Below are 25,161 nucleotides of genomic sequence, written 5' to 3' on the forward strand. Positions count from 1 at the left end.
TCCCGACCGCGACACCGGGGCAGTCGGCCGATGGTGTCTCGGGGGGCCCCCGCGTCCACCTTTCTTCGCCGCGTCCAGCCTCTATACTGGCGAGCATCGGAGAGCCCCGGGAAACTCGTCCGGGCTGCGAGCGATCACCGACGCGGGGAGCGAGCGACATGAACGGGCATCGACAGATCGGATGGTGCTGCGCCGTAGGGTTGTTGGCGATCGCCATCGCGACCGGAGTGGCGGCCGCAGAAAAGACTCCGCCGCTCAAGGACAGGACACTCGTGGTCTGGGCAACGCTCGGCGACCTCCAGCAGCGTGGAGGCGGCGTGTTCGGGCTCGCGGACCCGGCGGAACGGTTCGACGCGATCACCTTCGGCGAGATCACACCCGGCAAGTGGATGGCCGGGAGCGACTTCTTCCGCCGGACCCCGCAGGACCAATCGGGCTGGGCTGCCGAGACGGCCGGACCGGACGAGACGCTCCAGCTCGCCATCGTCATCCAGGGGCATCAGTCCCGGTTCTACCGCAACGGCACGCTGCTGACCGCGAACGACTTCAAGGATGAGCAGACATACGGCGACGACCTGGCCGCGGTGATCGGCCTACGACACCCCAGCAGCGCCGCCGATGGCGAAGGCGCGGGCTTCTTCCACGGCAGCGTCAGCGAGGCCAGGCTCTACGACCGCCCCCTCGACGCCGCGACGATCGCGAGGCTGAAGGCTGGCCGGGACGACGATGGCCCGCCGCCGCTGGGCCGGTGGATCTTCCGCGATGGCAAGGCGATCGAGACGACCGGGCACTTCCCCTACCTGAAGCTTCACGGCGGTGCCCGCGTCGAGGGGGATCGCCTCCTCCTCAACGGCGAGGACGCGTCGCTGATCAGCCGCCGCCACTTGCCTCCCCCGACCTACCGATCTCCGATCCACTACCGTCCCGAGGTCGGACGGCTGGCGGACACGATCCCCTTCTACCACGAGGGCAAGTACCACGTCTTCTACCTGCGAGCCCTGAGCAAGGTCCCCTGGGAGCACATCGTCTCCACCGACCTGATCCACTGGACCGAACTCCCGACGGCGTTGAAATCAGACGGCCCCGCCGATGGGCCCGACGGCCTGCACATGTTCACGGGGAGCGTCGTCCAGGGCGGAGGCAAATTCCACATCTTCTACACCGGCTGGAACGACCGGAACCCGGCCGGCCAGGAGTTCCTCCGCCACGCCACCAGCCCCGATCTGGTCACCTGGACGAAGGACCCGAAGTTCCTCTTCGGTCCCGACGGAGCGCTCTACTCGAAGGCCCGCCAGCGCGACTTCCGCGACCCCTACGTCTGGCGGAACGCGGACGACGGAAAATACTGGATGGCCTTCTGCTCGACCGGCAAGACCGGCGTGGCCACCTCCCCGGACCTCGAGACCTGGACACTCCAGCCCCCCCTGCTCTCCGACTACAAGGACATGGGCACGCCCGAATGCCCGGACCTCTTCAAGATCCGCGACACCTATTACCTGATCATGTCGCCGACCGCCACCGCGAGCACCTTCGCCCGGTCCTCGAGAACCCTCCGAGGGCCATACCTCGACCCGGTTTCGCCGGCCCTGGATACTCGGATTCTTTACGCCGCAAAGCGGATGGACGCCCACGGGCGGCATGTCCTGGTCGGCTGGATTCGCGACCTGGCCGGCAACCGGGACGACGGCGCCGAGCAATGGGGCGGCACGATGTGCGTCCCCCGCGAGCTGATCCCCGGTCCCGACGGCCAGCTCCATTCCCAGCCCGCGCATGAGGCGCTCGCCCCGTTCCAGAAGACGGTCCTTTCCCTGGCCGGCCGACCTGGAGGGACGGGCCACGGATGGCTCTACTCAGGCCCCGCGCTCGCCGCCGATCCGATCCTGGATCCGCACGCGATGATCGACTTCGACGTCCCCGATCATTTCCTGCTACAGGCCACCGCTCAGCTCGATTCGAGGGCCGATTTTTCGCTGATTTTCCGGGCCCAGGACGAGGAGTCGCAAGGCTACCATCTGGCTCTCCACCCCGCCTCGCAGGAGGCCGAAATCCGCGGCCAGGGCTTCCGCTACGCCCGCAAGATCCGCCTGGATACGTCGCGGCCGGTGACGATCACGGCCTTCGTCCAGGGGACCATCATCGAGTGCTTCATCAACGACGCCTACGCCTTCAGTTGCCGCGCATACAACCATCCGAAGGGCCGGCTCCGGATCGTGGCATCCGGTGGCTCCGCAAGGGTGCTCGACCTCGCGGTGAAGACGACCGGGGATTGACGACGCCTCCCGCTGGAGCTGGCTCCGCCTGGCGACCACGCAGGCCGTCGCCTTCTCTCAACTGCAACAGCGACCGCCTCTCTTGACAGGAGTAACTTTACTCTGCAAAGTAAAAGACCGTGACGATCCCTGCGTCCATTTGGAGGGCGAGCGATGGTGCTGGGCGAGGACGGGGTGAAGGGCGAGCGGGGGCTGCGGGCGTGGTTCCGGGACCTTGACCGGATCCTGGGCGGGGACCTGACGGGGCTCTCGACGCTCCGGGAGCGGGGGCTCGGGGTTTCCGCCTGGAGGCTGTCGGCGTGCGTGGTCATCTTGGGGATGCTCTATGGGGCCTGCATGGGGACCTTCGCGGTATTCGGCGTGAAGGGGCCGAACCTGATGCAGGTCGTCGCGAGCACGATCAAGGTGCCGCTCCTGTTCTACCTGACGCTGGTGGTGACGTTGCCATCGCTTTATGTGTTCAATGCGTTGGTGGGTTCGCGGCTTTCGCTCCCGGACGTCTTGCGGCTGCTGGTCGCGTCGCTCGGGGTGAACGTGGCGGTGCTGGCGTCGCTCGGGCCGATCGTGGCGTTCTTCTCGGTCTGCACCACGAGCTATCCGTTCATGGTCCTCTTCAACGTCGCGGTCTTCGCCGTGGCGGGAGCCTTCGGGTTGAGGTTCCTGCTCCAGACGCTGCATCGGCTGAACCTGGCGACGACGCTCCCGCCCCCTCCTTCGGCACGCACGGGGTCGGCGGCGATGATCGCCGGCGACGACGCAGAGGTCGAGGTCGCGGCGGAGCCGGCCGGGGCGCTCGAGCCGGTGCCGAATCGCGCGATCGCGGAGCACGTCCGGACGGTGTTCCGGATCTGGGTGATCGTCTTCGGGTTGGTCGGGGCGCAGATGGGCTGGGTGCTTCGGCCGTTCATCGGCAATCCGAACATCCCGTTCACCTGGTTCCGTGCGCGCGAATCGAACTTCTTCATGGCGGTGATGCAGGCCTTTTCGCACCTCTTCCAGTGATCGGACGAGGAGGCGCGGATCCCATGCATGTCCTGTTACGCCCGCTCCGGTCGGCGGAGGCCGTGCTCCGGGGCCGGGGCGAGACGACCGTCGGGCGCGATGTCCGGCCGGTGGCGGGCCCGACGCTCGGGCTGATGATCCTTGGTTTCGGGATGTTCTACGGCGGGGTGATGGGCCTGTACGGCGGGCTCTCGGGCCATCGGCTCTGGCAGCCCGTCTTCTCGGCCGTCAAGGTCCCATTCCTGATCGTCACGACGTTCGTCCTAAGTGTGCCGAGCTTCTACGTTGTCAACGCGCTCCTCGGCCTCCGGGCGGACTTCCCTCGCGTGCTCCGTGCCCTGGTGACGACCCAGGCGGGCCTGACCGCGATCCTGGCCTCGCTGGCCCCCTTGACGGCGTTCTGGTACGCCTCGAAGAGCCCTTACCAGGCGGCGATCCTCTTCAACGGCCTGATGTTCGCCGTGGCGAGCCTCGGCGCCCAGTGGATCCTCCGCCGCGAGTATCGGCCTCTGATCCAGAAGGACGGAAGGCACCGATGGCTCCTGCGAGCCTGGATCTTGATCTACGTCTTCGTGGGCATCCAGATGGGCTGGGTGCTCCGGCCCTTCATCGGCGACCCGCTCTCGCCGGTCCAGTTCTTCCGGCAGGATAGCTGGAGCAATGCCTACGAGGTCGTTCTCCGGATGGGCTGGGACGTGCTGGCCGGGCGGGGGCGATGAGCGGACGGCTGGTCGTCACCGAGGGCTGGGCGTCCCCCTCCGCTCGCCGAACGGCCGCGGCGGGTTGGCGACGTAGGCCGCGACGTCCTTCGCCGCCTTCGTCTCCACGCCGGGCTTCTGAAGGAAGCCGAGGTCGCGGGCCCAGTCGATGAAGCGGTACTGCCAGGTGCCGAACGGGATCCCGTTGCGGTCGGTCAGGCCGCCGGACATTCGCGAGCCGTCGGGCAATGCGTCCCCGGGATGACGGCCGTTGCCGTAGAGGTGGATCTCCACGTTGGGAACCCCGGCATGGAGCATGGCCTGGTAGTAGTCGAGGGCCCAGACGGCGTGGACCTGGTCCCCCGCACCGCCGCAGACGAGGAACGCGGGCGGCACGTCCTTCGGGATCGCCGGCGCAGTCCGGCCCCGAGCGAAGGGGGTCGGGCCGGGGTAGATGATGCCGGCGAAGTCGGGCCGCGAGGAGACACCGGCGAACGGATCGGCGGGGTCGCTGTTCGCCTTATCCCATTCCTCGTACAGGAGCGCGGACGGTGCGGCCAGCTCGGCGCCGGCGGAGAAGCCCATGACGCCGATCCGCTTCGGGTCGATCCGGAACTCCTTCGCGTAGGCGCGGACCATCCGGACGGCCTGCTGGGCATCGTGGACGGCGTCCACCTCGGCCACGTATCCGTCGGCGCGGAGGCGGTTGCGGAGGATGACGGTGCTGATCCCGTAGTTGGCGAAGAAGGGGACGAAGTCCGCCGCCTCGCCGCCGACGTTCAGCGTCCGGTGCCCGCCCCCGGCGATGACGATGATCGCGGTTCCGGTGTTGATCCCCTGCTCCACCGTGTGGATCTCGATCGACGGATTGTGGATCGAGACGATGCTGCTGATCCGTCCGGGGACCGCCCCGCTCATCTTGTAGACCTCGGGCGAGTGGACCTTGTCGGCGTGGAGATACGGGGAGCCCGGAGCGTACAGGGGCACGACGACGCCCCCCGGAAGGATCGACTGGGGCGAGTACGGGCCGCCGGTGTCGGCCGCGGGCTTCGGCACCGACTGCGGCGGCGGCAGGGGCGGCAACGGGGCCTTCGTCTGGGCGTTCGCGTCGGCGGCAAGGGACGCGAGGATGAAGAGGAGCAGGGCGCGTCTCATCGGTTCTGAAATCCCGTGATCCTTCCCGCGGCGTCGGCTCGCCTCCACGCCGGATCGACACCTCGCCGCGCGCCAGGCGGGATTCTACCACGCCCCGTCCTTCGAGACCGGTTGCGTCTTCTCGAGCCGGTCGAGACTACATTCTGGACTTCGGGGTATTTTGGATCAAAATAGTGGGATAGGGCGACGAGGGCGACCGTGGAGCCGCCAGACCTTCTTGCATCCCCACGGCCTACGAGCACTCCGCATCGACTCGCGGACGATCCCTCCACTCGCCTGCGCTCAAAAGCTGGTGCGACGTCGCTGTCACCGGCCTCGCTCGACGCTCAGAGAGGATCCGACCGATGTTCGTGATCTCCCCCCCATCCTCCCATCGCTGTCCCGGATTCGCCCGGTATCCCCACGCAAGGCGAGGCCGGCGCCGGCAGACTCCTCTCGTCGATTCGCTCGAGGATCGGACGCTCCTGAGCTTGCAGCCGACGCTGACCACGATCATCCCGCCGGCCGTCGCCCCGGTGTACGGACAGGCGATCACGCTGACGGCGGCGGTCGCGTCGTCCGCGGGCGTCCCGACCGGAGGCACGGTGGCCTTCCTGGACGGCGGAGATGTCCTGGGGACCGCGGCGGTGGTTGACGGGACGGCCGCGCTCACCACCGCGGCCCTCGGCGTCGGCTCGCACACGATCTCCGCGACCTACACCGGCGACGGCACGACCTTCGCGGGGAGTGCGACCGGCGGCATCTTGGCCGTGGCCGGCACCATGTTCACGAGCTTCCGCGGCGATGGCGGTCCCGCGACCTCCGCGAGCATCCTGCGGCCTTCGGGCGTGGCGGTGGATTCCGCGGGCAACCTGTACATCGCCGACATGGACAACAACCGGATCCGCGAGGTGATCCGGGCCACCGGGCAAATCATCACCGTGGCCGGCAATGGCGGCCAGGTCTATTACGGCGAAGGCGGGCCCGCCACCGAGGCCTCGTTCGGCGCACCCACGGGGGTGGCTCTTGACGCCGACGGCAACCTGTACATTGCCTCCCAGTCCGGCAACCGCATCCTCAAGGTGATCCGGGCCACGGGGGTGATCGTCACGGTCGCGGGCGACGGCCGCCTCGGCTATCCCGACGACGGCGACGACGGCGATGGCGGGCTCGCGACCTCCGCCAGGCTCGGATGGCCCGCGGGCGTCGCGGTCGATGCCGAGGGCAACGTCTTCATCGCGGACACGAACAATTCACGCGTTCGCATGGTCTCGAAGGCGACCGGAGTGATCACCACCGTCGCCGGTGATGGCTCGTCGGGCTATGCCGGCGATGGCGGGCCGGCCACCGCGAGCCGGGTCAACGCCCCCCAGGGCGTGGCGGTGGACGCGGACGGCAACCTGTACATCGCCGATTCCGACAACGACCGGATCCGCGAGGTGATCCGGTCCACCGGCATCATCACCACCATCGTCGGGGACGGCAACCCAGGGAGCGGCGGCGACGGCGGGCTCGCCGCGGAGGCCCGCGTGTATCGGCCCTGCGGAGTGATGGTGGACAGTCAGGGCGATCTCTTCATCGTCGATTCGGGTTCGTCCCGGATCCGCCAGGTCTCGAAGTCGACCGGGCTGATCACCACCGCGGCCGGATCCACGTTCGGCTACTCCGGAGACGCTGGGCCGGCCACCGCCGCTCGCCTCAACCTCCCGAATGCCGTGGCGGTGGACGCCTTGGGCAACCTCTTCATCGCGGATACGAACAACAACCGGATCCGCGAGGTGGTCAAGGTCACCGGACGGATTGATACCGTGGCGGGCGACGGCACGTTCGGCTTCGGCGGCGAGGGGGGGCCGGCGACCGAGGCCCGGTTCTACAACCCGACGAGCGTGGCGGTCGATCCCGCGGGCAACCTGTACATCGCCGACACCAACAACCATCGAATTCGCGAGGTCGTCAAGGCCACCGGGATCATCGTCACCATCGCCGGGACGGGGACGGCGGGCTATGGCGGAGACGGCGGCCCGGCGACCGCCGCCAGGCTCAGCCGGCCGTCGTCGATCACGCTCGATGCCCAGGGCAATGTCTACTTCGTCGATCAGGACAACAACCGCGTCCGCAAGGTCGTGAGGGCCACCGGGGCCATCGTGACCGTGGCGGGCGACGGACTTCCGGGATACGGAGGAGACGGCGGCTCGGCGACCGCCGCCCGGCTTTCTCAGCCCGAGGGGCTCGCGGTGGATGTCGACGGGAATCTCTACATCGCCGACCAGGGGAACAACCGCATCCGCAAGGTCATCAAGGACACCGGCATCATCATCACCGTGGCCGGCGACGGCACCGAGGGGAATTCCGGCGATGGCGGACCGGCCACGGCCGCGAAGCTCCACGGGCCGGCGGGACTTGCCCTCGACGCCGCGGGCAACCTGTTCTTCGCGGATCGGGGCAACTTCACCGTCCGCGAGCTGATCAGGTCCTCCGGCAAGATCGTCACCGTGGCCGGCAATGGGACCTATGGCTACGCGGGCGATGGGGGGCCGGCCGTCGCCGCCGGGTTCATCTGGCCGTCGACCCTGGCTTTCGACGTCGCCGGCAATCTCCTCATCGGCGATGCGTACAACATGCGCGTTCGCCTCGTCGACCGGTCGACCGGCCTGATTTCCACCGTCGTCGGTTACGGGATCGGTGGCCAGGCCGGCGAGGGGGGGCCGGCCGTCGCCGCCCAGTTCAACGGGATCTCGAGCCTGGCGATCGATGCGGCCGGCAACCTCTTCATCGCCGACCCCGGCAACGCCATCATCCGCGAGGTGTCGGCTCCGGTCACGCTGGTCGTCTCGCCGTCCGCCCCGAGCGTCCTGCTGAGCGCCTCGACGGAGAGCCCGACGTTCGGTCAGTCCGTCACGTTCACCGCCATGGTGTCTTCCAGCTTCGGCGACGCGGCGGCCACGGGCACGGTGCAGTTCGCGGTCGACGGCGCGACGTTCGGGCCCGCCGTGGCCCTGGTCGGCGGTTCGGCCACCAGCCTGGCGCTCTCCTCACTGACCGCGGGTGACCACGTGGTCACCGTCCGGTATTCGGGCGACGCCAACGTGCTGTCGGCCGTCGCATCCATCCCCGGGTTCGCGGTGGCGAAGGCCCATCTCAGGGTCAAGGCAGAGGACCAGCTCCGCCCTCGAGGCTGGGCCGATCCGACGTTCACGGCCTCGATCACGGGCCTCGTCAACGGCGACTCGGCCGAGGTCGTCGCGGGCTCGCCGGCCCTCAGCACGACCGCCACCGTCTCCAGCCCGATCGGAGCCTATCCGATCACGGTCAAGGCGGGAACCCTGTCCGCCGCCAACTACGACTTCGAGTTCGTCGACGGGACGCTGTCGGTGACCGCGCCACCGCTTCCACTGGTGACCATCGCTTCCGTCGTCGTCTCCCCGGCCTACGGCCAGGCCACCAGGCTCACGGCGAGCGTCGGCTCCTTGCCAGGCGGGCCGGTGCCGGGCGGCTCGATCCAGTTCGTCTTCGACGGCGTCAACCTGGGACCGCCCGTGGCCCTCGTCGCCGGCTCGGCCACGAGCATCGCCGTGGCGCCGCACTCCGCGGGGGATCATGCCATCGGCGCCGTCTACACCGGCAACACCGCCTATGCCTCCGTCAAGGGGAGCGGGACGATGTCCGTGGCGAAGGCCCAGCTCACGGTCATCGCCGAGGATCAGGCCCGATACCGTGGCTGGTCCAATCCGACCTTCTCCGCCGCCATCACGGGCTTCGTCAACGGCGACTCCGCGAGCGTTGTCTCCGGCATCCCCTCCCTGACCACGACGGCCGCCGTCGCCAGCCCGGAGGGGTCCTATCCGATCACCGTGGGCGCGGGGACGCTCTCGGCGGCCAACTACGAGTTCGTCACATTCATCCCCGGCAAGCTCTCGGTGGTCGCGTCTCCCGCGCCCGCGTTGACCGTGACTCCCGGCACGTCATCGCCCGTCTACGGCCAGTCGCTCGCTTTCAGGGCGAGCCTGGGGGCCCTCCCCGGCGGGCCGGCTCCGACCGGGACGGTACAGTTCGTCGTCGACGGGGCGAATTACGGGGAGCCCATCCCCCTCGCCGGATCGACGGCCGACAGCCTCGCCTCGACCACCTTGCTGGCGGGCCGCCATTCCATCGGCGTGATCTACTCCGGAGACTCCGCCTATTCCGGGACGACGTCCGACCAGTCCGTCATCGTCGCCAGGGCTCGACTCGTCGTGACGGCCGACTCGCAATCGCGGCCTCGGGGTGCGGGTAACCCCACGCTGACGGCCAGGATCGCGGGGTTCGTCAACGGCGAGTCGTCCGCGGTGGTCTCCGGAGCCCCCGTGCTGGCAACCGCCGCAACAGCGGCGAGCCCCGCAGGCACCTATCCGATCACCGTGGCCCGGGGGACCCTGGCGGCGGAGAACTACGACTTCGCGCTCGTCGCCGGCAGCCTCATCGTGACCGCGCCCTCGGCGGCGGCCGTGTCCGTCGTCCCGAGCCTCACCTCGCCGACCTACGGCCAGGCCGTCGCCTTCACCGCCACCGTCGCCGATCTTTCCGGCGGGCCGGCGCCCGGCGGGACCGTGCAGTTCCTGGTGGACGGCGCGAACTTCGGGCCGGCGGTCGTCGTCGTCAACGGTGCCGCGACAAGCCCGGGGACGTCCGGACTCGTCGCGGGCAGCCACACCGTCGCCGCGGTCTACTCCGGCGACTCGGGGCACGACGGCAACACGGCGAGCGCCAATCTGTCCGTGGCGAAGGCCCCCCTCACGGTCACGGCGGCGATGACGAAGGTCTACGGCGCCCCGATGCCCCCCCTGGCCGTGAGCTTCATCGGCCTGGTTAACGGCGACACGGCAAGCGACATCGCCGGCGCCCCGACGCTCGTCACGACCGCGACGGCGAAGAGCAATGCCGGCACCTACCCCATCGTCGTCGGTCGTGGGACGCTGTCCGCGGCGAACTATGAGTTCCCTACGGTCATCGACGGCACGTTCACCGTTGCCAGGGCGCATCTCTACGTCACGGCGGCGAACAAGGCCCGGAAGCAAGGGGCGGCGAATCCGAAGCTGACGTACAGCATCGGCGGGTTCGTCAACGGCGAGAGGTCGAAAGTCGTCCACGGCAAGCCAACACTCCGGACCACGGCCGTGAAGTCCAGCTCGCCGGGGATCTACGCGATCGTGGTCAACACGGGTTCCCTGACGGCGATCAATTACGACTTCGTGGGGATCAACGGCACGCTCACCGTCAAGCCGAAGGGGCGGCGCTGAGGGTCCTCGGCGCCGGCCGCCTCGAGCCGGGTTCGCCCTGCGCGGTCGGTCCCGGCTTCAGTCCCCTGGGCAAGGCGTGGCCGGGGCCCTAAGATGTGAGGGGTCCTGGAGGCGTCATCAAGCGGGCGCGAGGCGAAGTGCCGGCTACGGAGGTCGGGCCGCTGCCGGGCTTCGTGGTGGAGCAGATTCTCATGGCTCATCATTCATCTCCTCGTGGCGGAGGTCGCGGCCCCTCGAAGAAGGGCCCGAGGCCCGGCGGCAACCCAGGCGGCGGACCGCCTCGGAAGTTCGAGGGCAAGCGCCCCGCGCCGGGCGGTCCCGGCGGCTCGCGCAAGCCCGGCCCCGGCGGCCCGCACAAGCCCGACCCCGGCGGCCCGCGCAAGCCCGGTCCCGGCGGGCCAGGGGCGAAACCTCGCCCCGCGCTCAAGGATGTGACGAAGTCCCAGGCCCCGCATGAGACCCGGGGACCGGAATCGGGGAAGCCGGAGCGGCTCCAGAAGGTGCTCGCGCACGCCGGCCTCGGGTCGAGGCGGGAGTGCGAGGAGTACATCCTCCAGGGGCGGGTCACCATCGACGGACAGGTGGCGAAGGAGCTCGGCACGAAGGTCGATCTCGAGAGTCAGGCCGTGGCGGTGGACGGCGAGCGGATCAAGCTCGAGCGGATGGTCTATTTCGCCGTCAACAAACCGAAGGGCTACGTCTCCACGAACTCGGACCCTGCCGGTCGCCCGCGCGTGATCGACCTGCTGCCGGAGGTCCTGGAGCGGGTCTACTCGGTCGGTCGGCTCGACGAGGACAGCACCGGGCTGATGATCCTCACCAACGACGGCGAGCTCGCCAACCGCCTGGCCCATCCCAAGTTCGGCGTGGAGAAGACTTACCGGGCCCTGATCGCCGGATCGCCCGGCCGCGAGCTCCTCGACAGGCTGACGGAGGGGATCTGGCTGTCCGACGGCAAGGTGCGCGCCAAGCGAGCGAAGATCGTCGGCTCGCAGGGCGAGGCCACCTTGCTGGAGCTGGTCCTGGCCGAGGGCAAGAATCGCGAGGTCCGCCGGATGCTCGCAAAGCTCGGGCACAAGGTGATGCGGCTCAACCGCGTGGCGATCGGCCCTGTCGTCCTGAAGGGGCTGCCGATCGGCGAGCATCGTCCCCTTTCGCGGACCGAGATCGATCTGCTGCGGAAGGTCGCCGCCGGCATCGAGGTCGCCCCGCCCCGATTCTCCGATACGGGGGGCGGCCATCGCCCCGGTCGTGGAACGAAGCTCGTCGAGGGCCCCAGAGCCCGACGCGAAGCTCCCGCGCCGCCACCTCGCTCCGGTCGTCCCGGAAGACCCGGACCCGCGGCTCCCGGGAACAAGGCGATGCCGGGCAAGCCGGCCATGCCGGGGACGAAGCCCATGCCGGGGGCGAAGTCCATGCCGGGGGCGAAGCCCATGCCCGGTTCACTTGCGGCGAAGCGACCCCCGATCGCCGCCGAGGGCAACCCCGGAGCGCCGAAGCGGCCGCGGATGCCTGGCCCCGTGGGGGGGACTCCCAGACCTCCCCTCTCTGGCGGGGCCGGTGGTCCGGCGAGCCGCAAGCCGGGACCGGCCAGGCCGGCCCCGAGAAAGGCCGCTGAGCCGGTGGCTGAGGGACCTCCCCCCAGGCGGATCATCGGCCTCGATCCGAAGGTTGCGGCCGAGGCCGGACTGGGGCTTTCGGGCAAGCCGCCGCGGAAACGTCCGACGATCAAGCGCAAGCCACCGCGGCGGGCTTCCGGAATCCGCCGGCCTGGAGAAGGTGAAGGATGAGCGGCATTCCCGAAGGAGCGCACGAAGCGGACGATCAACCCGCGTGCTCCGGTCCCCGAGGGGGGGGATACTCACCGGCGGCGACTCCGGAGTCATCATGGCGGCGCTGGGCTGTCGTGATGGAGAATGTCCCGATCGCGCGCGACACATATCGCCTGCGACTGGCGGAGCCGTCGATCGCGAGCGCGATCCGGCCGGGCCAGTTCCTCATGGTTCGGCCGGGGCCCGAAGGGGCTTCCGACCCCCTGCTTGGCCGTCCCTTCGCCCTCTACGACGTGGTGCTCGACGGCGCCGGAGTGCCCGCCGCGGTGGACATCGTCTACCTCGTCATCGGTCGCGGCACCTCGGCACTCGCGAGCCGCCGGCCGGGCGAACGGCTCTCGGTCTGGGGGCCGCTCGGCAACGGCTTCGGCCCTCCGCCTGGCGGCGAAGGCGGCGTCATCTTCGTGGCCGGCGGGATCGGCCAGACCCCCTTCCTCGCGCTCGGCCGATCCTGGATGGGCCGCCAGGCGTACGGCGGCGAGCGAACCGATCCCCCCCTGCCCGCCTCGCCCGTGATGCTTTACGGCGTCCGGAACGCCGGCCTGCTTGCGGGCGTGGACGACTTCCGCGCGGCGGGGATCACCGTAGAGATCGCCACCGACGACGGCTCGGCCGGACATCATGGTTTCGTCACGGGGCTGCTGGGCCGTCGCCTGGAGCGGGGCGAGCAGCCCTCTCGCGTGATCGGCTGCGGGCCGGCCCCGATGCTCGCGGCCCTGACGCGGCTGACGGCGCGATACCGAGTCTCCTGCGAGGTCTCGCTCGAGAATCACATGGCCTGCGGCTTCGGCGCCTGCTTCAGTTGCGTCGCACCGATCCTCCAGTCCGATGGTTCCACGGACCTTCGCCGCGTCTGCGTCGAGGGCCCGGTCTTCCCCGCGGAAGCCGTGGACTGGTCCGGGATCTCCGGGCACTGAGGAAAGCGAATCGTCTCCGTGAATCACCTGCGGGCGCGGGTCTGCTGGGCGCGGATGAGGTCGCGGATCCTTGCCGCCTGCTCGTAGTCCTCGCGGGCAACGGCCTCATCGAGCTGCTCGCGGAGGGTCTTCTCGACGGCGTAGTTCCTGCGGATTTCCTGTTCGAAGTGGCGAAGCTGGTCGAGCAGCGAAGGGTTGGGCGACTCGCCGGTTTCGCCCTCGCGGGCGTCCCACCAGGTGCGCTGGTGGGCGGAGATTTTCTCCATGCCGTCCCGGAGGGCGTCGATGGCCTCTTCGGGGTGGCGTTTCTCGATGGCGATCAGGGCCTGCGCCTGGCTGCGGTGGAACTGGACGAGGCCGCGGAACTGCTCGTGCGAGGCGATGTACTCGTCGTCATTGCCGTGGCGCTTGACGAAGTCCATCAGGGCCAGGGTATGGTCGGCGTCGAGGAGGGCCTTGTCGTAGCGGCGGAGGGAGAGCCAGGCCATGCGGCGGTGGTAATACTGGAGGAACTCGCGATCGGCGTCGGCGCAGTGCTCCTGGTCCATCGTCCACGGGGGGGCCTTGCCGCCCGGCGCCTGGCCGCGACTGGCGGCACAGTAGCGTAGGTAGTCAAGGTAGGTGGCGAAACCATGCGGCCGCGAGCCATCCGGCCTCCCGGAGATCTCGAGCTGAAGGACGCCGAGCTCGATCCGAATCTGGAGGACGCTGCGGCCATCGCGAGCGCGGACCTCGCGTGCGAGGACCTCTCCCGGCTCGGGATCGTAGGGCCATCCCTGGATCACGTCATCCAAATCCCGCCGCATGGAAGACCCCCGCGCGCCGAAAGAGAGTGTCCAGGGAACCGAACAGGCCCGGGAAATCGATCACTGCCGGCTCGGACCTCGATGGGTCACCGGCGGGGACATCTGGAGGAACACGCCGCGGGCCCCGGCATTTGCTTGAAGGTGAAGCGTGCAGGGATCCGCGGATCTAGACGGCAATCCTGGCTCCGACCTCGATGCTCACGAAAGGATTATAGCCGCCGCCCTGCCGGGATCCCACCTCACCCGTCAGGTCGCCTCTCAAAACCTTCATCATGTCACGAGCAAGCAACATGTCGGTTGCCTTGCCTCCTCCCGGCAGGATCATCAGCAACGCCTCGGCTTCCCCACAGCTCCGGTCCAGAAATGCCGCTCATCGCCCCGGTCCGCCGAGGGCACTGGTTTGACCCCCTTGAAAATCCGCCCGCCGTCTGCAACAATACCTTCCTGCCAAGTGGAATCGGGTCTTCACCCGTGGCGTGAGAAACGCACTCCACCCCGCCTCCTTAGCTCAATTGGCAGAGCAGCTGACTCTTAATCAGCGGGTTGTAGGTTCGAGTCCTACAGGGGGCACTTCTCCTTCCTTGCATCACCCGCAAACTCGCGGGTTTCGCTCTCACTCCCAGTAGAACCCAATTCGGGCGTGCGAGCCGAAGTACTCCATCAGTTCCTCCTCCTCCGGATACTCCGAGAGGCCGGTGACGCCAAGGGTCATTCGGATGGTGAGCAGCCGGCGGACCAGCTCGGCCGGGTCCGCAATCGGCGTGGTGAATTCCAGCTCCAGCCAGTGGGACGAGCAACCGATCAGGCGGAAGGGGAAGTCTGCCTCAAGGGACCTGAGGTCGCGGATCGTGAAGGCGGGACAGACCCAACCGAAGTCTGTCCCCGGCGCGCAGAGCGCGGCGATCGCGACATAGGGATCGTCTGTGGGTAGCAGGCCGATTTTCTGGGTGTCTCCATCGAAATCGAAGCCGCCGAAGGAGTCATCATCCCGGGTCATGCGGTACGCTTCGGTCCGGACGGGGAAGACGCCCCGCCGTCGCCAGTTCTCCTGATCGGCCAGGATCGCCTCGGACACCGCGCGGGTCGTCTCGAACTGAGCACCGATCGTCGGCCCGAGCGGGAACCGGCCAAGACGGTCCGGGTTGCGGAAGTCGCGGCTCGAAGGGTGACCGATCAAGGGCTGCGACTCGACGTCATAATGAGCGGCGAAGGCCCCGGCCTGGGACAGGAACTCCGGCGATCGCGCCGCGCGGGAGAGCTCCCTGGCCTTCAGGTAGGCGGCGCTCACCTCGTCGCCCCCCGCGCCGGCCGCGAGCAGGATTTCGGCAATCTCCGGTTCGTGCACGTCGAGCGCGTACCAGAGCGGCTGACTGCCATCGTCATCCGCCAGATTGACGTCCGCGCCGGCATCGATGAGGGCTCGAATCATCGCCAGCGGAACCTTCCTGGCGAGGGACTCGTCCTCCGCGTCCGCTCCCGCCGGGACGGCATCCGAGGCGTTATCGATGACGACGAGCAGGGGCGTCCGCCGCTCATCGCTGCGGTGCGTCGGGGCCCCGGCATCGGGGTCAGCCCCGGCGGCGAGGAGGAGACGAACGAACTCGAGCCGGTTCGCCTCGATCGCGGCCATCAGCGGCGTGAGGTCGTCAGCGTCGCGCTTGTTGGGATCGGCGCCAGCGGCAAGCAGCATCTCCACAGCCTGGGTGTATCCTTGCTCCACGGCGATCAGGAGCGGCGTCTTCCCGCCCGAGAGCCGCGCATTCACGTCTGCTCCGGCGTCCACAAGCGTCCGGATCGCGTCGACGTCGCCCGCCTCGACGGCCTTACAGAGTCGCCCGGTCAGGGACTTGCCGGGGCGAGGACGATCGGCGGCCTGGGCATGAAGTTCCCGGGCGAGCGTCTCGTGGCGGCCCCGGCGCGCGAGGTCCTCGGGCGTCAGGCCGTCGGCGTCCTCGGCCAGGACGTCGGCTCCGGCGGCGATCAGGAGGCGGGCCGCACCCGTCCGACCCGCGTGCGCGGCCCAGTGCAGGGCCGTGCGGCTATCCCGATCGTCGCGGGCGTCCACCTTCGCACCGGCCTCCAGCAGGACACGGACGATGTCCTCGCGTGCCTCCTCGGCCGCGTGCATCAGGGCGGTTCGACCGCCGGCCTCGTCGCGGGCCTCGAGATCGGCGCCGTGGGCGATCAGGATGCGGACCATCTCGAGGCCGTGAGCCCAGGCTCGGGTCTGGAAATCAGGATTTCTCGTCCAGGTCCAATGCGATTTCAAACCCTGGCCGGAAAGGGTGATGAGCGCCGTCTCGCGCTTCGACGCGTCGCCGATTCGACCATCCGGATCGGCGCCTCGTTCCAGCAGCAAACGGAGGACATCCGGGCCGCCGGAGAAGATCCCGGACCGGATGCTCGGCCCCTGCGGGCGGGTTGCGTTGAGATCCGCGCCGGCGTCCAGGAGGAGCCGGACCATCTCGATGCCTGATTCACAGGCCCATTCCAGCGGCGACAGGTCGCTCGAGTCGTGACGCGATGGGTCAACACCGGCCTCCAGAAGATGCCGCACGAGGTCGATCTTCTTGGAGAAGACCGCGCTCCCCAGCGTCTTCGGCTCCGGCTCGATGTTCCGGACTTTCAGGGCGTCGAGCAGGACGATCGCGGTCTCGACGTGTCCATGCAGGGCCGCGTTGGTGAGATCCCGTGGCCTGGGTGTGGCGCCGGCGTCCAGGAGCGCGCGGACGCAGTCGGGGTTGCCTCCCTGGGCCGCGAGCTCGAGCGGTGTCTGGCGATTGTGATCCTTGAGGTCCACCCTCGCCCCGGCCGCGATCAGGTCGCGGACGATGTCGGCGTGACCGGCTTCGGCCGCGCGGAAGATCGGGGTCTGGCCGTTGGGGTCGGCTTCCTCGACGTTCGCACCGGCGGTCAGCAGGCTCTGGACGAGCTCGCGTGGCCCTTTCTCCGCGGCCACGCCCAGGGGGATCGTCTCCTTCCGGCCCAGCCGGGAGCCTGCCGTGCCCTCGGTGGACGCCCCTGCTGCCAGGAGGACGGCGGCGATCGACTCGTGCCCGCGCTCGATCGCCAGGGCGAGAGCCGATCGACCGGCGTCGCCGAATGTACCAGGGCCACGGTCCCTGCTCGGGTCGAAGTCGCCGAAGTTATCTCGCAGCTCGCAGCGAAGAAGGTAGTGATACTTGAATGTGTCAGGAATGGTCGCTCGCGGGTCGGCACCCGCTGCCAGCGAGGCCCGGACGGCCAGCTCATCGCCGCGTCGAACGGCCGCGATCAGCTCGTAAGCGCGGAGGACCGGAATCTCGTCCTCGGTCGGGGGAGCGGCCGATCGCAGGAGGTCCGCCGCCTTGACGTCTCCGGTCGCCAGGGCGAGAGCCAGCGGCGTGAAGCCGAGCGAGTCCTGCCATTGTGGATCGGCACCCGCCGCGAGCAGGTCGGCGACGCATTCGGGCTCCTCGCGGCAGGCCGCTAGGTGCAACGCGGTCGCTCCTTGAGGGAGGGCTTGGGGGCCGAAACCCTCGCTGCGCTTGCCACCCGTGAGGGCCCGATTCAGATCGACGCCGGCCGCGAGGAGATGCCGCAGGGCGGCACGATCGCCGCGGGCCACGGCGATGAGCAGGGGCGTGAGCCCGCGGCCGTCGCGCTGCTCGAGATCCGCGCCGCCGACTGCGAGCAGAGCGACGATATCGGCATGTCCCTCCCGGAGTGCCAGGTCAAGAGGTGTCCTGTCGAAGATCTTCTCCTCTGGATCGGCGCTCGCCGCGAGCAGGATGCGCACTGCCTCGACATGGCCGTATTGAGCCGCGGCCTGAAGTGGCGAGTAGGCATCGTTCGCCGCGGACGTCAGGTCTGATCCCGCTTCCGCCAGGGTTCGCACCGCGCCGACCTGGCCGAGCAGGGCTGCGATGCCGACGGGCCGCATGCCGTGGTGATCGACCGTGTTGAGATCGGCCCCCGATTGGATCAAGGTGTCAACGATCTCGTCGCGTCCGAACGCCGCTGCGTAGGCGAGTGCCGTGAAGCCATCGCGGTCCGTCCGTTTCACATCGGCACCGGCGCCCCGCAGCATGGCGACGATTCCCGCATGGCCGGCCGCGGCGGCGGTCATCAGCGGCGATGGCCCGTCCTGGTTCCCCTTGCGGCGTCCGCGGACGGTAAGCTGGCCGCCCAGGATCGGCCAGATCCGGTCGATCAGGCCGCGGCGGCAGACGACCGCAAGGATCGGGCCCGTGGGCGGCTCGTTCGAGTCGTCGCCCGGCGGCAGCACCGGGGCGTTGACGTCGGCCCCGGCCTCGATCAGGGCACGGACGGCGGCGACGTGTCCGGCCTCGGCGGCGATCAGGAGCGGCGTCCTCCCCTCGTCGTCGCGAGCCTCGATGTCTGCCCTCTCGTGGACCAGGTCGCGGATCACTTCCGCCTCGCCGCGCCGCGAGGCTTCGTGGAGAGTCATCGTTCTTGCTCCTCCAGGCCGAATCGGCGGCCGTGTCTGTACCAGCGTTCATGATACCCCGTCGTCGAAGGCAATCTCCTCCCTCCGTCGTCGACCGCGCCCGATCGAGGCCGACGAGAATCGAACTCCCGCGTCCCTTGACGTGCCCTTTGGTCGTATATACAACTTACTCGTGGGCCGTGAAGTCGAGGTTCTCTGGCGGATCGCCGCGGCGCAAAAGTTGTAAATACAACGAAGGGGCGAATGATGGCGAAACTGGACGAACATCCGAGCGTGGTCCGCCACCGCGAGCGGCCGAGGACGGTCGAGGCGACGGCGCTCGATGCGGGATGGCTGCGGCAGATCTGCCTGGACGCCGGCGCCGACGACGTCGGGTTCGTCGCGATCGACCGGCCGGAGCTCGGCGAGCAGCGGTCCGAGATCCTCGCGGCCTTCCCCGGGGTGCGGACGCTCGTCAGCCTCGTCTGCCGGCTCAACCCCGAGCCGATCCGGAGCCCGGCCCGGTCGATCGCCAATCAGGAGTTTCATGCAAACTATGATCACGTCAACGAGGTAACGCGACGGATCGTCCGGGTCCTGGGCGATGCGGGCGTGCCGGCGATGAATCCCGCCTCCGCCTTCCCGATGGAGATGGACCGCTATCCGGGGCGGATCTGGGTCGTGGCGCACAAGCCGGTCGCGGTCGCCGCCGGGCTGGGGCAGATGGGGATTCATCGCTGCGTCATCCATCCGGTCTTCGGCAGCTTCATCAACCTCGGGACGGTCCTGGTGGGGCGTGAGGTCTCGGACCAGGGAGCGCCCGTCGATTTCAACCCGTGTGTCGAGTGCAAGCTCTGCGTGGCGGCATGCCCGGTGGGGGCCATCGGGCCGGACGGGCATTTCAGCTTCTCGGCCTGCGTGACGCACAACTATCGCGAGTTCATGAGCGGCTTCACCGACTGGGTCGCGACGATCGCGGACAGCCGCGACGGCGATGACTACCGGCGCCGGGTCCCGGCGAGCGAGTCGGCGTCGATGTGGCAGAGCCTGTCGTTCAAGGCCAACTACAAGGCCGCCTACTGCGTCGCGGTCTGTCCCGCCGGCGAGGATGTCATCGGCCCGTTCCTCGATGACCGAAAGGGCTTCCTCGAGACGGTCGTCGATCCGCTCAAGGTCAAGGAGGAGCCGGTCTACGTCGTCCCCGGCTCGGACGCGGAGGCGCACGTCGCCAGGCGATTCCCGAGCAAGACCATCCGGCGGGTGCGTGGGCTTCGGCCGGTCTCCATCGCGGGGTTCCTGTTCGGGATGAAGCTCAACTTCCAGCGCGAGGCGTCGCGAGGGCTCTCCGCGACCTATCACTTCATTTTCACCGGCCGGGAGCCGGCCGAGGCGACCGTCGAGATTCGCGATCGTGGGCTCACGGTCCGACAAGGGCTCGCGGGCGAGGCCCAGGTCCGCGTCACGGCCGACAGCGACACCTGGATCGGCTTCCTGAACGGCACGCGAAGTCTGGTCTGGGCCATGCTACGGAGGAAGGTCCGGGTCCGCGGCCGTTTGCGGCTGCTCGCCGCCTTCGCGAAGTGCTTCCCGAGCTGATGACCCCCCCCGCGGGACTGAGCCCGGCCGGACTCGAACCGACAACCCGCTGATTAAGAGTCTGCTGCACTGACAATTGAGCTCGAGCTCGACGAAGGCTCACTCTACGCGGCTCGGCCGGGCGGCGAGGATGGCGAGGATGTCGCCCAGCTCGACGGGCTTGACCAGGTGATGGGCGAAGCCCGCTTCCCTCGACCGACGACGGTCTTCCTCCTGGCTGTAACCGGAGACGGCGACGAGGACGGCGTCTCGCCCCGGGCCTTCTTCGCGGAGTCGGGCGGCGACCTGGTAGCCATTCATGATCGGCAGGCCAATGTCCATGAGGATGAACTCCGGCCTCTTCTCCCGGGCGAGGACCAGGGCGTCCGCTCCGCTGTGGGCCGTCGCGACCTCGTGCCCCAGCACCTCGAGGAGCATGGCCAGGCTGCGGGCCATGTCCGGGTTGTCGTCGACCACCAGGATCCGCCGGCGCACATCCGCTGCTCCGGGCGGGGAGTGGGACGATGGGCGGTCGCTCGGGGAGTAGATCTCGGACATCGGGGAGGCCTTCTCTCGGAAAGGAATGCGGATCCGGACCGCTCGCGTCCGGGGCGGCGATCATGGCTCCAGCCTATCGGGTCCACGCCTCGGCGGCCAAGCCGGGATTCTCGGACTGGTCATCGAGCCATCGATTCATCGGAGAACGACGACTCCGCGCCTTCACCCCAGGATTCGGTTTCGAAGGCCAGCAGACTGTCCTGCACCGGATCGAAACTCCCGGGGGAGATCCCGGCCTTGTGGTAGAGGGCCGACAGGAACTCCTCCGGGGTCCGCAGCCCGAAGTGCAGCGGGACCTCCGGCAGGAGCAGCCCGGACCGCCTCCACCGCTTCACGATCAGGCCGTGACGGCCCACGACGATCTCCTCGGGCGCGATCGGCTTCGGGACGGTGAGCGCGCTGATGCGGATGCTCAGCCCGGGCAACTCCTCGGGCGTGACCGGCGAGAATCGGGGGTCATCCGTGGCTGATGCGATGGCCTCTCGGATGATGGACTCGATGAGGGGGCGGGTGGGGTTGCACTCACCACGGCAGCCTCGAAGCTCGCCTCCGTCGCGGCGTCTGAGGGTGATGAAGGCTCCTCGCGCCTCGAGCAGGCAGGGGGCCCGAGTGTCGACCCGGATGACGGCCTCGTGGTCCAGATATTCCGCGATGGCCCTGCGGGCCGCACCGATCGCCAGGGCGCGTTCCTCTTCTCCGACGGGAAGCATGGAAACCTCCCTTCCTGTCCTTGCTATCATAGATCGGCCCGCCCGGCGGGGCGAGGCTGCGGTGCCGCGGCGATCCTCGACCTTGCCACCCTCGCCCGTAGAATGTGCGGGTGGAGTTCAGCGCGTGGAGACGACCGCATGTTCGGCTTCCTCAGGCGGCGCCGCCGCGAACGAATCCGTGGCCGACCACTCCCGGAGGAATGGCTGCGGATCGTCCGCCGGAACGTGCCGATATTCGACCGCCTCACGGATAGCGACCGCGAGGAATTGCTGGGACACGTCCAGGTCTTCGTCGAGGAGAAGTACTATGAGGGCTGCGGCGGCCTGGCGCTGACGGAGGAGATCCGGGTGACCATCGCGGCGGCGGCCTGCATACTCCTCCTCCACCGACAAACGGACTACTTCCCCGGGCTGACCTCCATCCTGGTCTACCCCGATGCTTACGTCGCGCCGACGACCACGCCGATGGGGGGCGGCCTGGTCATGGAGGAGAGCCAGATCCGACTCGGCGAGGCCTGGAAGGGGGGCGTCGTCGTGGTTTCCTGGAAGGACCTGATGGAGACCGCGGCCGGCCGCGACGACGGCCGCAACCTGGTCCTCCACGAGTTCGCCCATCTCCTGGACATGGAGGATGGGGCCGTGGACGGCACCCCGGTCCTCGAGACCCGAAAGCAGTACGCGCGGTGGTCGGCCGTCATGGAGCCCGCGTTCGAGCGGCTCCGCCGCGACCGGGCGCTCGGCCGGTACTCGGTCCTGGACCCCTACGGGGCCACCGATCCGGCCGAGTTCTTCGCGGTGGCGACCGAGGCATTCTTCGAAAAGCCTGGCGTGCTCCGCCGCCGCCAGCCCGACCTCTACGAGGAGCTGCGTGCCTTTTATCGTCAAGATCCGGATCGCTGGCAGCCGCGGTCGAGGGTCGCCCTCCACCAACCGGAGGTGGACACGGAGGAACTCCCGGCCGTCGAGGAGCCGTCGTGATGCGGCCGGCGGGAACCCATGGCGTGGCGGCCCCGCGGCCGGTAAGGTCGGCTCCCGGCGAGTCCTCGCCCCGCGAGATCAACGAGATTGGAATTGGGAGAGCCCCTGTCATGGGTGGATCACGCCGTGAGGCGATTGGTGAGATGGTCGTCGTGATGATCATGATCTTCGCTGCTGCCGTCCCGTTCGCGACGTCAGGTCGGTCCGTCGCCGATGACACGGCTGCGGGTCGCCGCGTGCTCTTCGACGGCAAGTCGCTCGAAGGCTGGACGAAGACCCCGTTCCCGGGCGCCGGTTCGGTGGAAGTGAAGGATGCGACGATCATCCTCTCGACGGGCCAGGCGATGACGGGGATCACGACCACGCTCAAGGATCTGCCGAAAACCGACTACGAGCTGAGCTACGAGGCGATGAAGCTCTCCGGCCAGGACTTCTTCGCCGCCGCCACGTTCCCGGTCGGCGACGCCTTCATCACCTTCGTCAACGGCGGCTGGGGGGGGAACGTCACGGGGCTCTCCAGCCTGGACGGGCAGGACGCCTCGGAGAACGAGACGACCCGATCGTTCCGCTATGCCGAGAAGACCTGGTACAAGTTCCGCGTCCGCGTGACCGGCACCACGATTCGAACCTGGATCGACGGCAAGGAGATGGCGGCCGTACGATACAAGGGTCGCCGGGTGAATACCCGCATCGAGACCCGCCGCAACCAGCCGCTGGGGTTCGCCTCGTACGAGACGGCCGGCGCGATCCGCAACGTCGAGGTCCGCCCGCTCACGCCCGCCGAGGTTACGCAGGCCGAGAAGCCCGAGGAGGAATGACTGCCCCGATGGGAGAGGAGCCCCAGGAGCCCGCGGCCACCGGCCGCTACGCCGTATTCCGGGATATCGGCTTCCGCCACTACATCCTGGCGGGGATGGCCGTGACGATCGGCACCCAGATGCAGGGGGTCGCTGTCGGCTGGGAGATCTACGAGCGAACCGGCAGCAAGATGGCGCTCGGCATGGTGGGCCTGGCGCAGGTGCTGCCCGTCCTGCTGCTCGCCATCCCCTCCGGCCACGCGGCCGACCGCTACAGCCGGAAGTGGCAGATCGTGGCGGCCCTCGGCGTCCTCGTCGCCTCGTCGCTCGGCCTGGCCTGGCTCTCGATCGCTCACGGGCCGGTCGAACTGATCTACGTCTTCCTGGTGCTCAACGGAATCGGGCAGTCGTTCAACCGCCCGGCGCGATGGGCAATCTTGCGGGAGATCGTCGATCGCGACGATCTGGTCTCCGCGATCACCTGGAACTCGAGCACCTGGCAGGTCGCCGCGGTGGCCGGCCCGGCGCTCGGCGGGCTGCTCGTCGCCCAGACGCGCGGGGCGACGGCGAGCTACCTCGGGAACGCGGCTTGCTGCACCCTGGGCGCCGTCCTGATGGCGACGCTCCGGCCGCGGCCGATCGCCCGGGACGTACAGCCGGTGTCGCTGGCCTCGCTGCTTGCCGGGCTCCGGTTCGTCTTCCGGACCGACCTGCTCCTGGCCACGATGACCCTGGACCTGTTCGCGGTCCTGCTCGGCGGCGCGTCGGCCCTCCTCCCGGTCTTCGCGCGAGACATCCTCAAGACCGGGCCCGAAGGCCTGGGCTGGCTGCGAGCGGCCCCCTCCATCGGCTCGTTCGCGATGGCGATCATGCTGGCACACCTGCCGCCGCTCCGGCGGGCGGGCGTGACGCTCCTGGGGGCGGTGGTCGGGTTCGGCGCGGCGACGATCGTCTTCGGCCTGTCCACCAATCCGTATCTCTCGTTCGCCATGCTCCTGCTCACCGGGGCGTTCGACAACATCAGCGTCGTGGTCCGCCAGACGCTGGCGCAGCTCCTGACGCCGGACTCGATGCGGGGGCGGGTGTCGGCCGTGAACACGATCTTCATCACCTCGTCGAACGAGCTGGGCGAATTCGAGTCGGGGGTCGTCGCGAGCTGGCTGGGGACGGTGCCGGCCGTGGTGGTCGGAGGCGTCGGGACGATCCTCGTGGTGCTCTCCGTCGCCGCGAGGTGGCCGCGGCTGGCGGCCCTCGGTAGGCTGGGCGAGCTGGAGCCGCCGGGAACCGCGGCGGTATCGATCGAGGAGGATGAAGAGGCGCGGGCGACTCCGCCGTGACGCGGCACCCGGCGGCTGATTTCCTGGGTCACATCGAGAAGGAAAGGCGAGATCCATGAATCGGAAGTCGAGCGGCAAGGGCGCCTCGATGGCGGCGATGACGGCGGCGGCCGGCCTCGTCGCGGGCGCGGCGTGGGCGGGCCAGGAAGGGTCGGGGAAGCAAGAGAAGCCGAGGGCCGGGCACGAGGCCAAGGACGTACAAGGCGGCAGGGTGGACCACAAGATCAACGCCCAGTTCGAGAAGGCCGACGTCCGCGATTACATCAAGAAGTTCGAGTCCGAGGATCGGGAGGTCTTCGCCCGACGATCGGAGATCGTGTCCTCGCTCGGGCTGAGGCCCGGCATGGCCGTCGCGGACATCGGCGCCGGGACCGGCCTGTTCACCCGATTGATGGCCGACGCCGTCGGGCCGGAAGGCAAGGTCTACGCCGTGGACGTGGCGAGGAATTTCCTGGACTACATCGCGGAGCGGGCGAAGCAGGATGGCACGGGCCAGATCATCACCGTGAAGGGATCGCAGGTTTCCACGAACCTGAAGCCCGGCTCCGTGGACCTGGTCTTCCTGTGCGACGTCTACCACCACCTGGAGGACCACGAGAAGGTCCTCGCCTCGATCCGCGCGGCCCTCCGCGACGGCGGCCGCCTCGTGCTCGTCGAGTTCGACCGTGTGGAGGGGAAGAGCTCGAAATTCGTCCTCGACCACATCCGCGCCGACCAGGCCACGTTCCGCCGCGAGATCATCGCGGCCGGATTCGGGCCGGTCCCGGGCTACCACGCTCCGCGATTGAAGGAGAACTTCGTGGCCATGTTCAAAAAACGCTGATGCGTAAAGCTCATGAATT

Annotated in this window: 17 protein-coding genes and 2 tRNA genes; 12 read left to right on the top strand and 7 right to left on the bottom strand. The window is 68.8% G+C overall.

The annotated features are described in order from the left end of the window. Positions 1–158 precede the first annotated feature (158 nt). The 3 genes from G6O54_RS18415 (at position 159) to G6O54_RS18425 (ending at position 3,991) form a co-directional block, all read left to right on the top strand. A complete protein-coding gene (locus G6O54_RS18415) occupies positions 159–2,270 on the top strand; it encodes a LamG-like jellyroll fold domain-containing protein (protein WP_165227130.1) in 2,112 nt (703 codons plus the stop codon). Positions 2,271–2,423: 153 nt separating this feature from the next. Further along, entirely contained in the window at positions 2,424–3,272 is an 849-nt protein-coding gene (locus tag G6O54_RS18420; RefSeq protein ID WP_250846965.1) for a hypothetical protein, read from the top strand. A 23-nt stretch (positions 3,273–3,295) separates the two neighbouring features. Beyond that, positions 3,296–3,991: a hypothetical protein gene (locus tag G6O54_RS18425; protein ID WP_165227131.1), complete on the top strand. Its 696-nt coding sequence runs from the start codon at positions 3,296–3,298 to the stop codon at positions 3,989–3,991. Between the two features lie 15 nt (positions 3,992–4,006). Here G6O54_RS18425 and G6O54_RS18430 read toward each other — a convergent pair whose 3' ends face one another. Next, positions 4,007–5,125 (bottom strand): alpha/beta hydrolase, encoded by a 1,119-nt coding sequence (locus G6O54_RS18430; RefSeq protein WP_165227132.1) that lies wholly within the window; start codon positions 5,123–5,125, stop codon positions 4,007–4,009. A gap of 344 nt (positions 5,126–5,469) precedes the next feature. On the opposite strand from G6O54_RS18430, the gene G6O54_RS18435 reads away from it, so the two are divergent. The 3 genes from G6O54_RS18435 (at position 5,470) to G6O54_RS18445 (ending at position 13,129) form a co-directional block, all read left to right on the top strand. After that, a complete protein-coding gene (locus tag G6O54_RS18435; RefSeq protein WP_165227133.1) occupies positions 5,470–10,380 on the top strand; it encodes an MBG domain-containing protein in 4,911 nt (1,636 codons plus the stop codon). A 191-nt stretch (positions 10,381–10,571) separates the two neighbouring features. Then, positions 10,572–12,170 (top strand): pseudouridine synthase, encoded by a 1,599-nt coding sequence (locus G6O54_RS18440; RefSeq protein WP_205678902.1) that lies wholly within the window; start codon positions 10,572–10,574, stop codon positions 12,168–12,170. Positions 12,171–12,289: 119 nt separating this feature from the next. Beyond that, positions 12,290–13,129, top strand: a complete 840-nt coding sequence (locus tag G6O54_RS18445) for a dihydroorotate dehydrogenase electron transfer subunit (protein WP_250846971.1) — start codon at positions 12,290–12,292, stop codon at positions 13,127–13,129. 23 nt (positions 13,130–13,152) lie between these two features. Here the strand turns inward: G6O54_RS18445 and G6O54_RS18450 are convergent, their stop codons facing one another. Both G6O54_RS18450 and G6O54_RS18455 read right to left on the bottom strand, forming a co-directional pair. Next, entirely contained in the window at positions 13,153–13,935 is a 783-nt protein-coding gene (locus G6O54_RS18450; RefSeq protein WP_165227135.1) for a UvrB/UvrC motif-containing protein, read from the bottom strand. 166 nt (positions 13,936–14,101) lie between these two features. After that, positions 14,102–14,266, bottom strand: a complete 165-nt coding sequence (locus G6O54_RS18455; RefSeq protein WP_165227136.1) for a hypothetical protein — start codon at positions 14,264–14,266, stop codon at positions 14,102–14,104. 166 nt (positions 14,267–14,432) lie between these two features. On the opposite strand from G6O54_RS18455, the gene G6O54_RS18460 reads away from it, so the two are divergent. Next, positions 14,433–14,505, top strand: a tRNA-Lys gene (locus G6O54_RS18460). 43 nt (positions 14,506–14,548) lie between these two features. On the opposite strand, the gene G6O54_RS18465 is transcribed toward G6O54_RS18460, so the two are convergent. Beyond that, positions 14,549–18,385 carry an ankyrin repeat domain-containing protein gene (locus G6O54_RS18465; RefSeq protein WP_165227137.1) on the bottom strand — a complete coding sequence of 1,279 codons (3,837 nt, stop codon included), beginning with the start codon at positions 18,383–18,385 and terminating at the stop codon, positions 14,549–14,551. Between the two features lie 246 nt (positions 18,386–18,631). Between G6O54_RS18465 and G6O54_RS18470 the strand changes: the two genes are divergently transcribed. Continuing rightward, on the top strand, positions 18,632–19,960 hold the full coding sequence (locus G6O54_RS18470; protein ID WP_165227163.1) for a 4Fe-4S binding protein: 1,329 nt from the start codon (positions 18,632–18,634) through the stop codon (positions 19,958–19,960). An 18-nt stretch (positions 19,961–19,978) separates the two neighbouring features. Here the strand turns inward: G6O54_RS18470 and G6O54_RS18475 are convergent. The 3 genes from G6O54_RS18475 to amrA form a co-directional block, all read right to left on the bottom strand. Next, positions 19,979–20,050: transfer RNA gene (locus tag G6O54_RS18475), tRNA-Lys, on the bottom strand. A 9-nt stretch (positions 20,051–20,059) separates the two neighbouring features. Next, positions 20,060–20,497, bottom strand: a complete 438-nt coding sequence (locus G6O54_RS18480; protein ID WP_165227138.1) for a response regulator — start codon at positions 20,495–20,497, stop codon at positions 20,060–20,062. A gap of 119 nt (positions 20,498–20,616) precedes the next feature. Continuing rightward, entirely contained in the window at positions 20,617–21,207 is a 591-nt protein-coding gene (gene amrA / locus G6O54_RS18485) for an AmmeMemoRadiSam system protein A (protein WP_165227139.1), read from the bottom strand. Between the two features lie 138 nt (positions 21,208–21,345). On the opposite strand from amrA, the gene G6O54_RS18490 reads away from it, so the two are divergent. The 4 genes from G6O54_RS18490 to G6O54_RS18505 all read left to right on the top strand — a co-directional run bounded on the left by G6O54_RS18490 (position 21,346) and on the right by G6O54_RS18505 (position 25,142). Then, positions 21,346–22,185 carry a M90 family metallopeptidase gene (locus G6O54_RS18490; protein ID WP_165227140.1) on the top strand — a complete coding sequence of 280 codons (840 nt, stop codon included), beginning with the start codon at positions 21,346–21,348 and terminating at the stop codon, positions 22,183–22,185. A gap of 110 nt (positions 22,186–22,295) precedes the next feature. Beyond that, positions 22,296–23,003, top strand: coding sequence for a 3-keto-disaccharide hydrolase (locus G6O54_RS18495; RefSeq protein WP_165227141.1), 708 nt, complete (start codon positions 22,296–22,298; stop codon positions 23,001–23,003). Then, positions 23,000–24,319 (top strand): MFS transporter, encoded by a 1,320-nt coding sequence (locus G6O54_RS18500; protein ID WP_205678906.1) that lies wholly within the window; start codon positions 23,000–23,002, stop codon positions 24,317–24,319. The genes G6O54_RS18495 and G6O54_RS18500 overlap by 4 nt, the downstream gene beginning before the upstream one ends. A gap of 55 nt (positions 24,320–24,374) precedes the next feature. Continuing rightward, positions 24,375–25,142, top strand: coding sequence for a class I SAM-dependent methyltransferase (locus G6O54_RS18505; protein WP_165227142.1), 768 nt, complete (start codon positions 24,375–24,377; stop codon positions 25,140–25,142). The last annotated feature ends 19 nt before the right edge of the window (positions 25,143–25,161 follow it).

Source organism: Aquisphaera insulae, assembly GCF_011064615.1.
Lineage (GTDB): Bacteria > Planctomycetota > Planctomycetia > Isosphaerales > Isosphaeraceae > Aquisphaera > Aquisphaera insulae.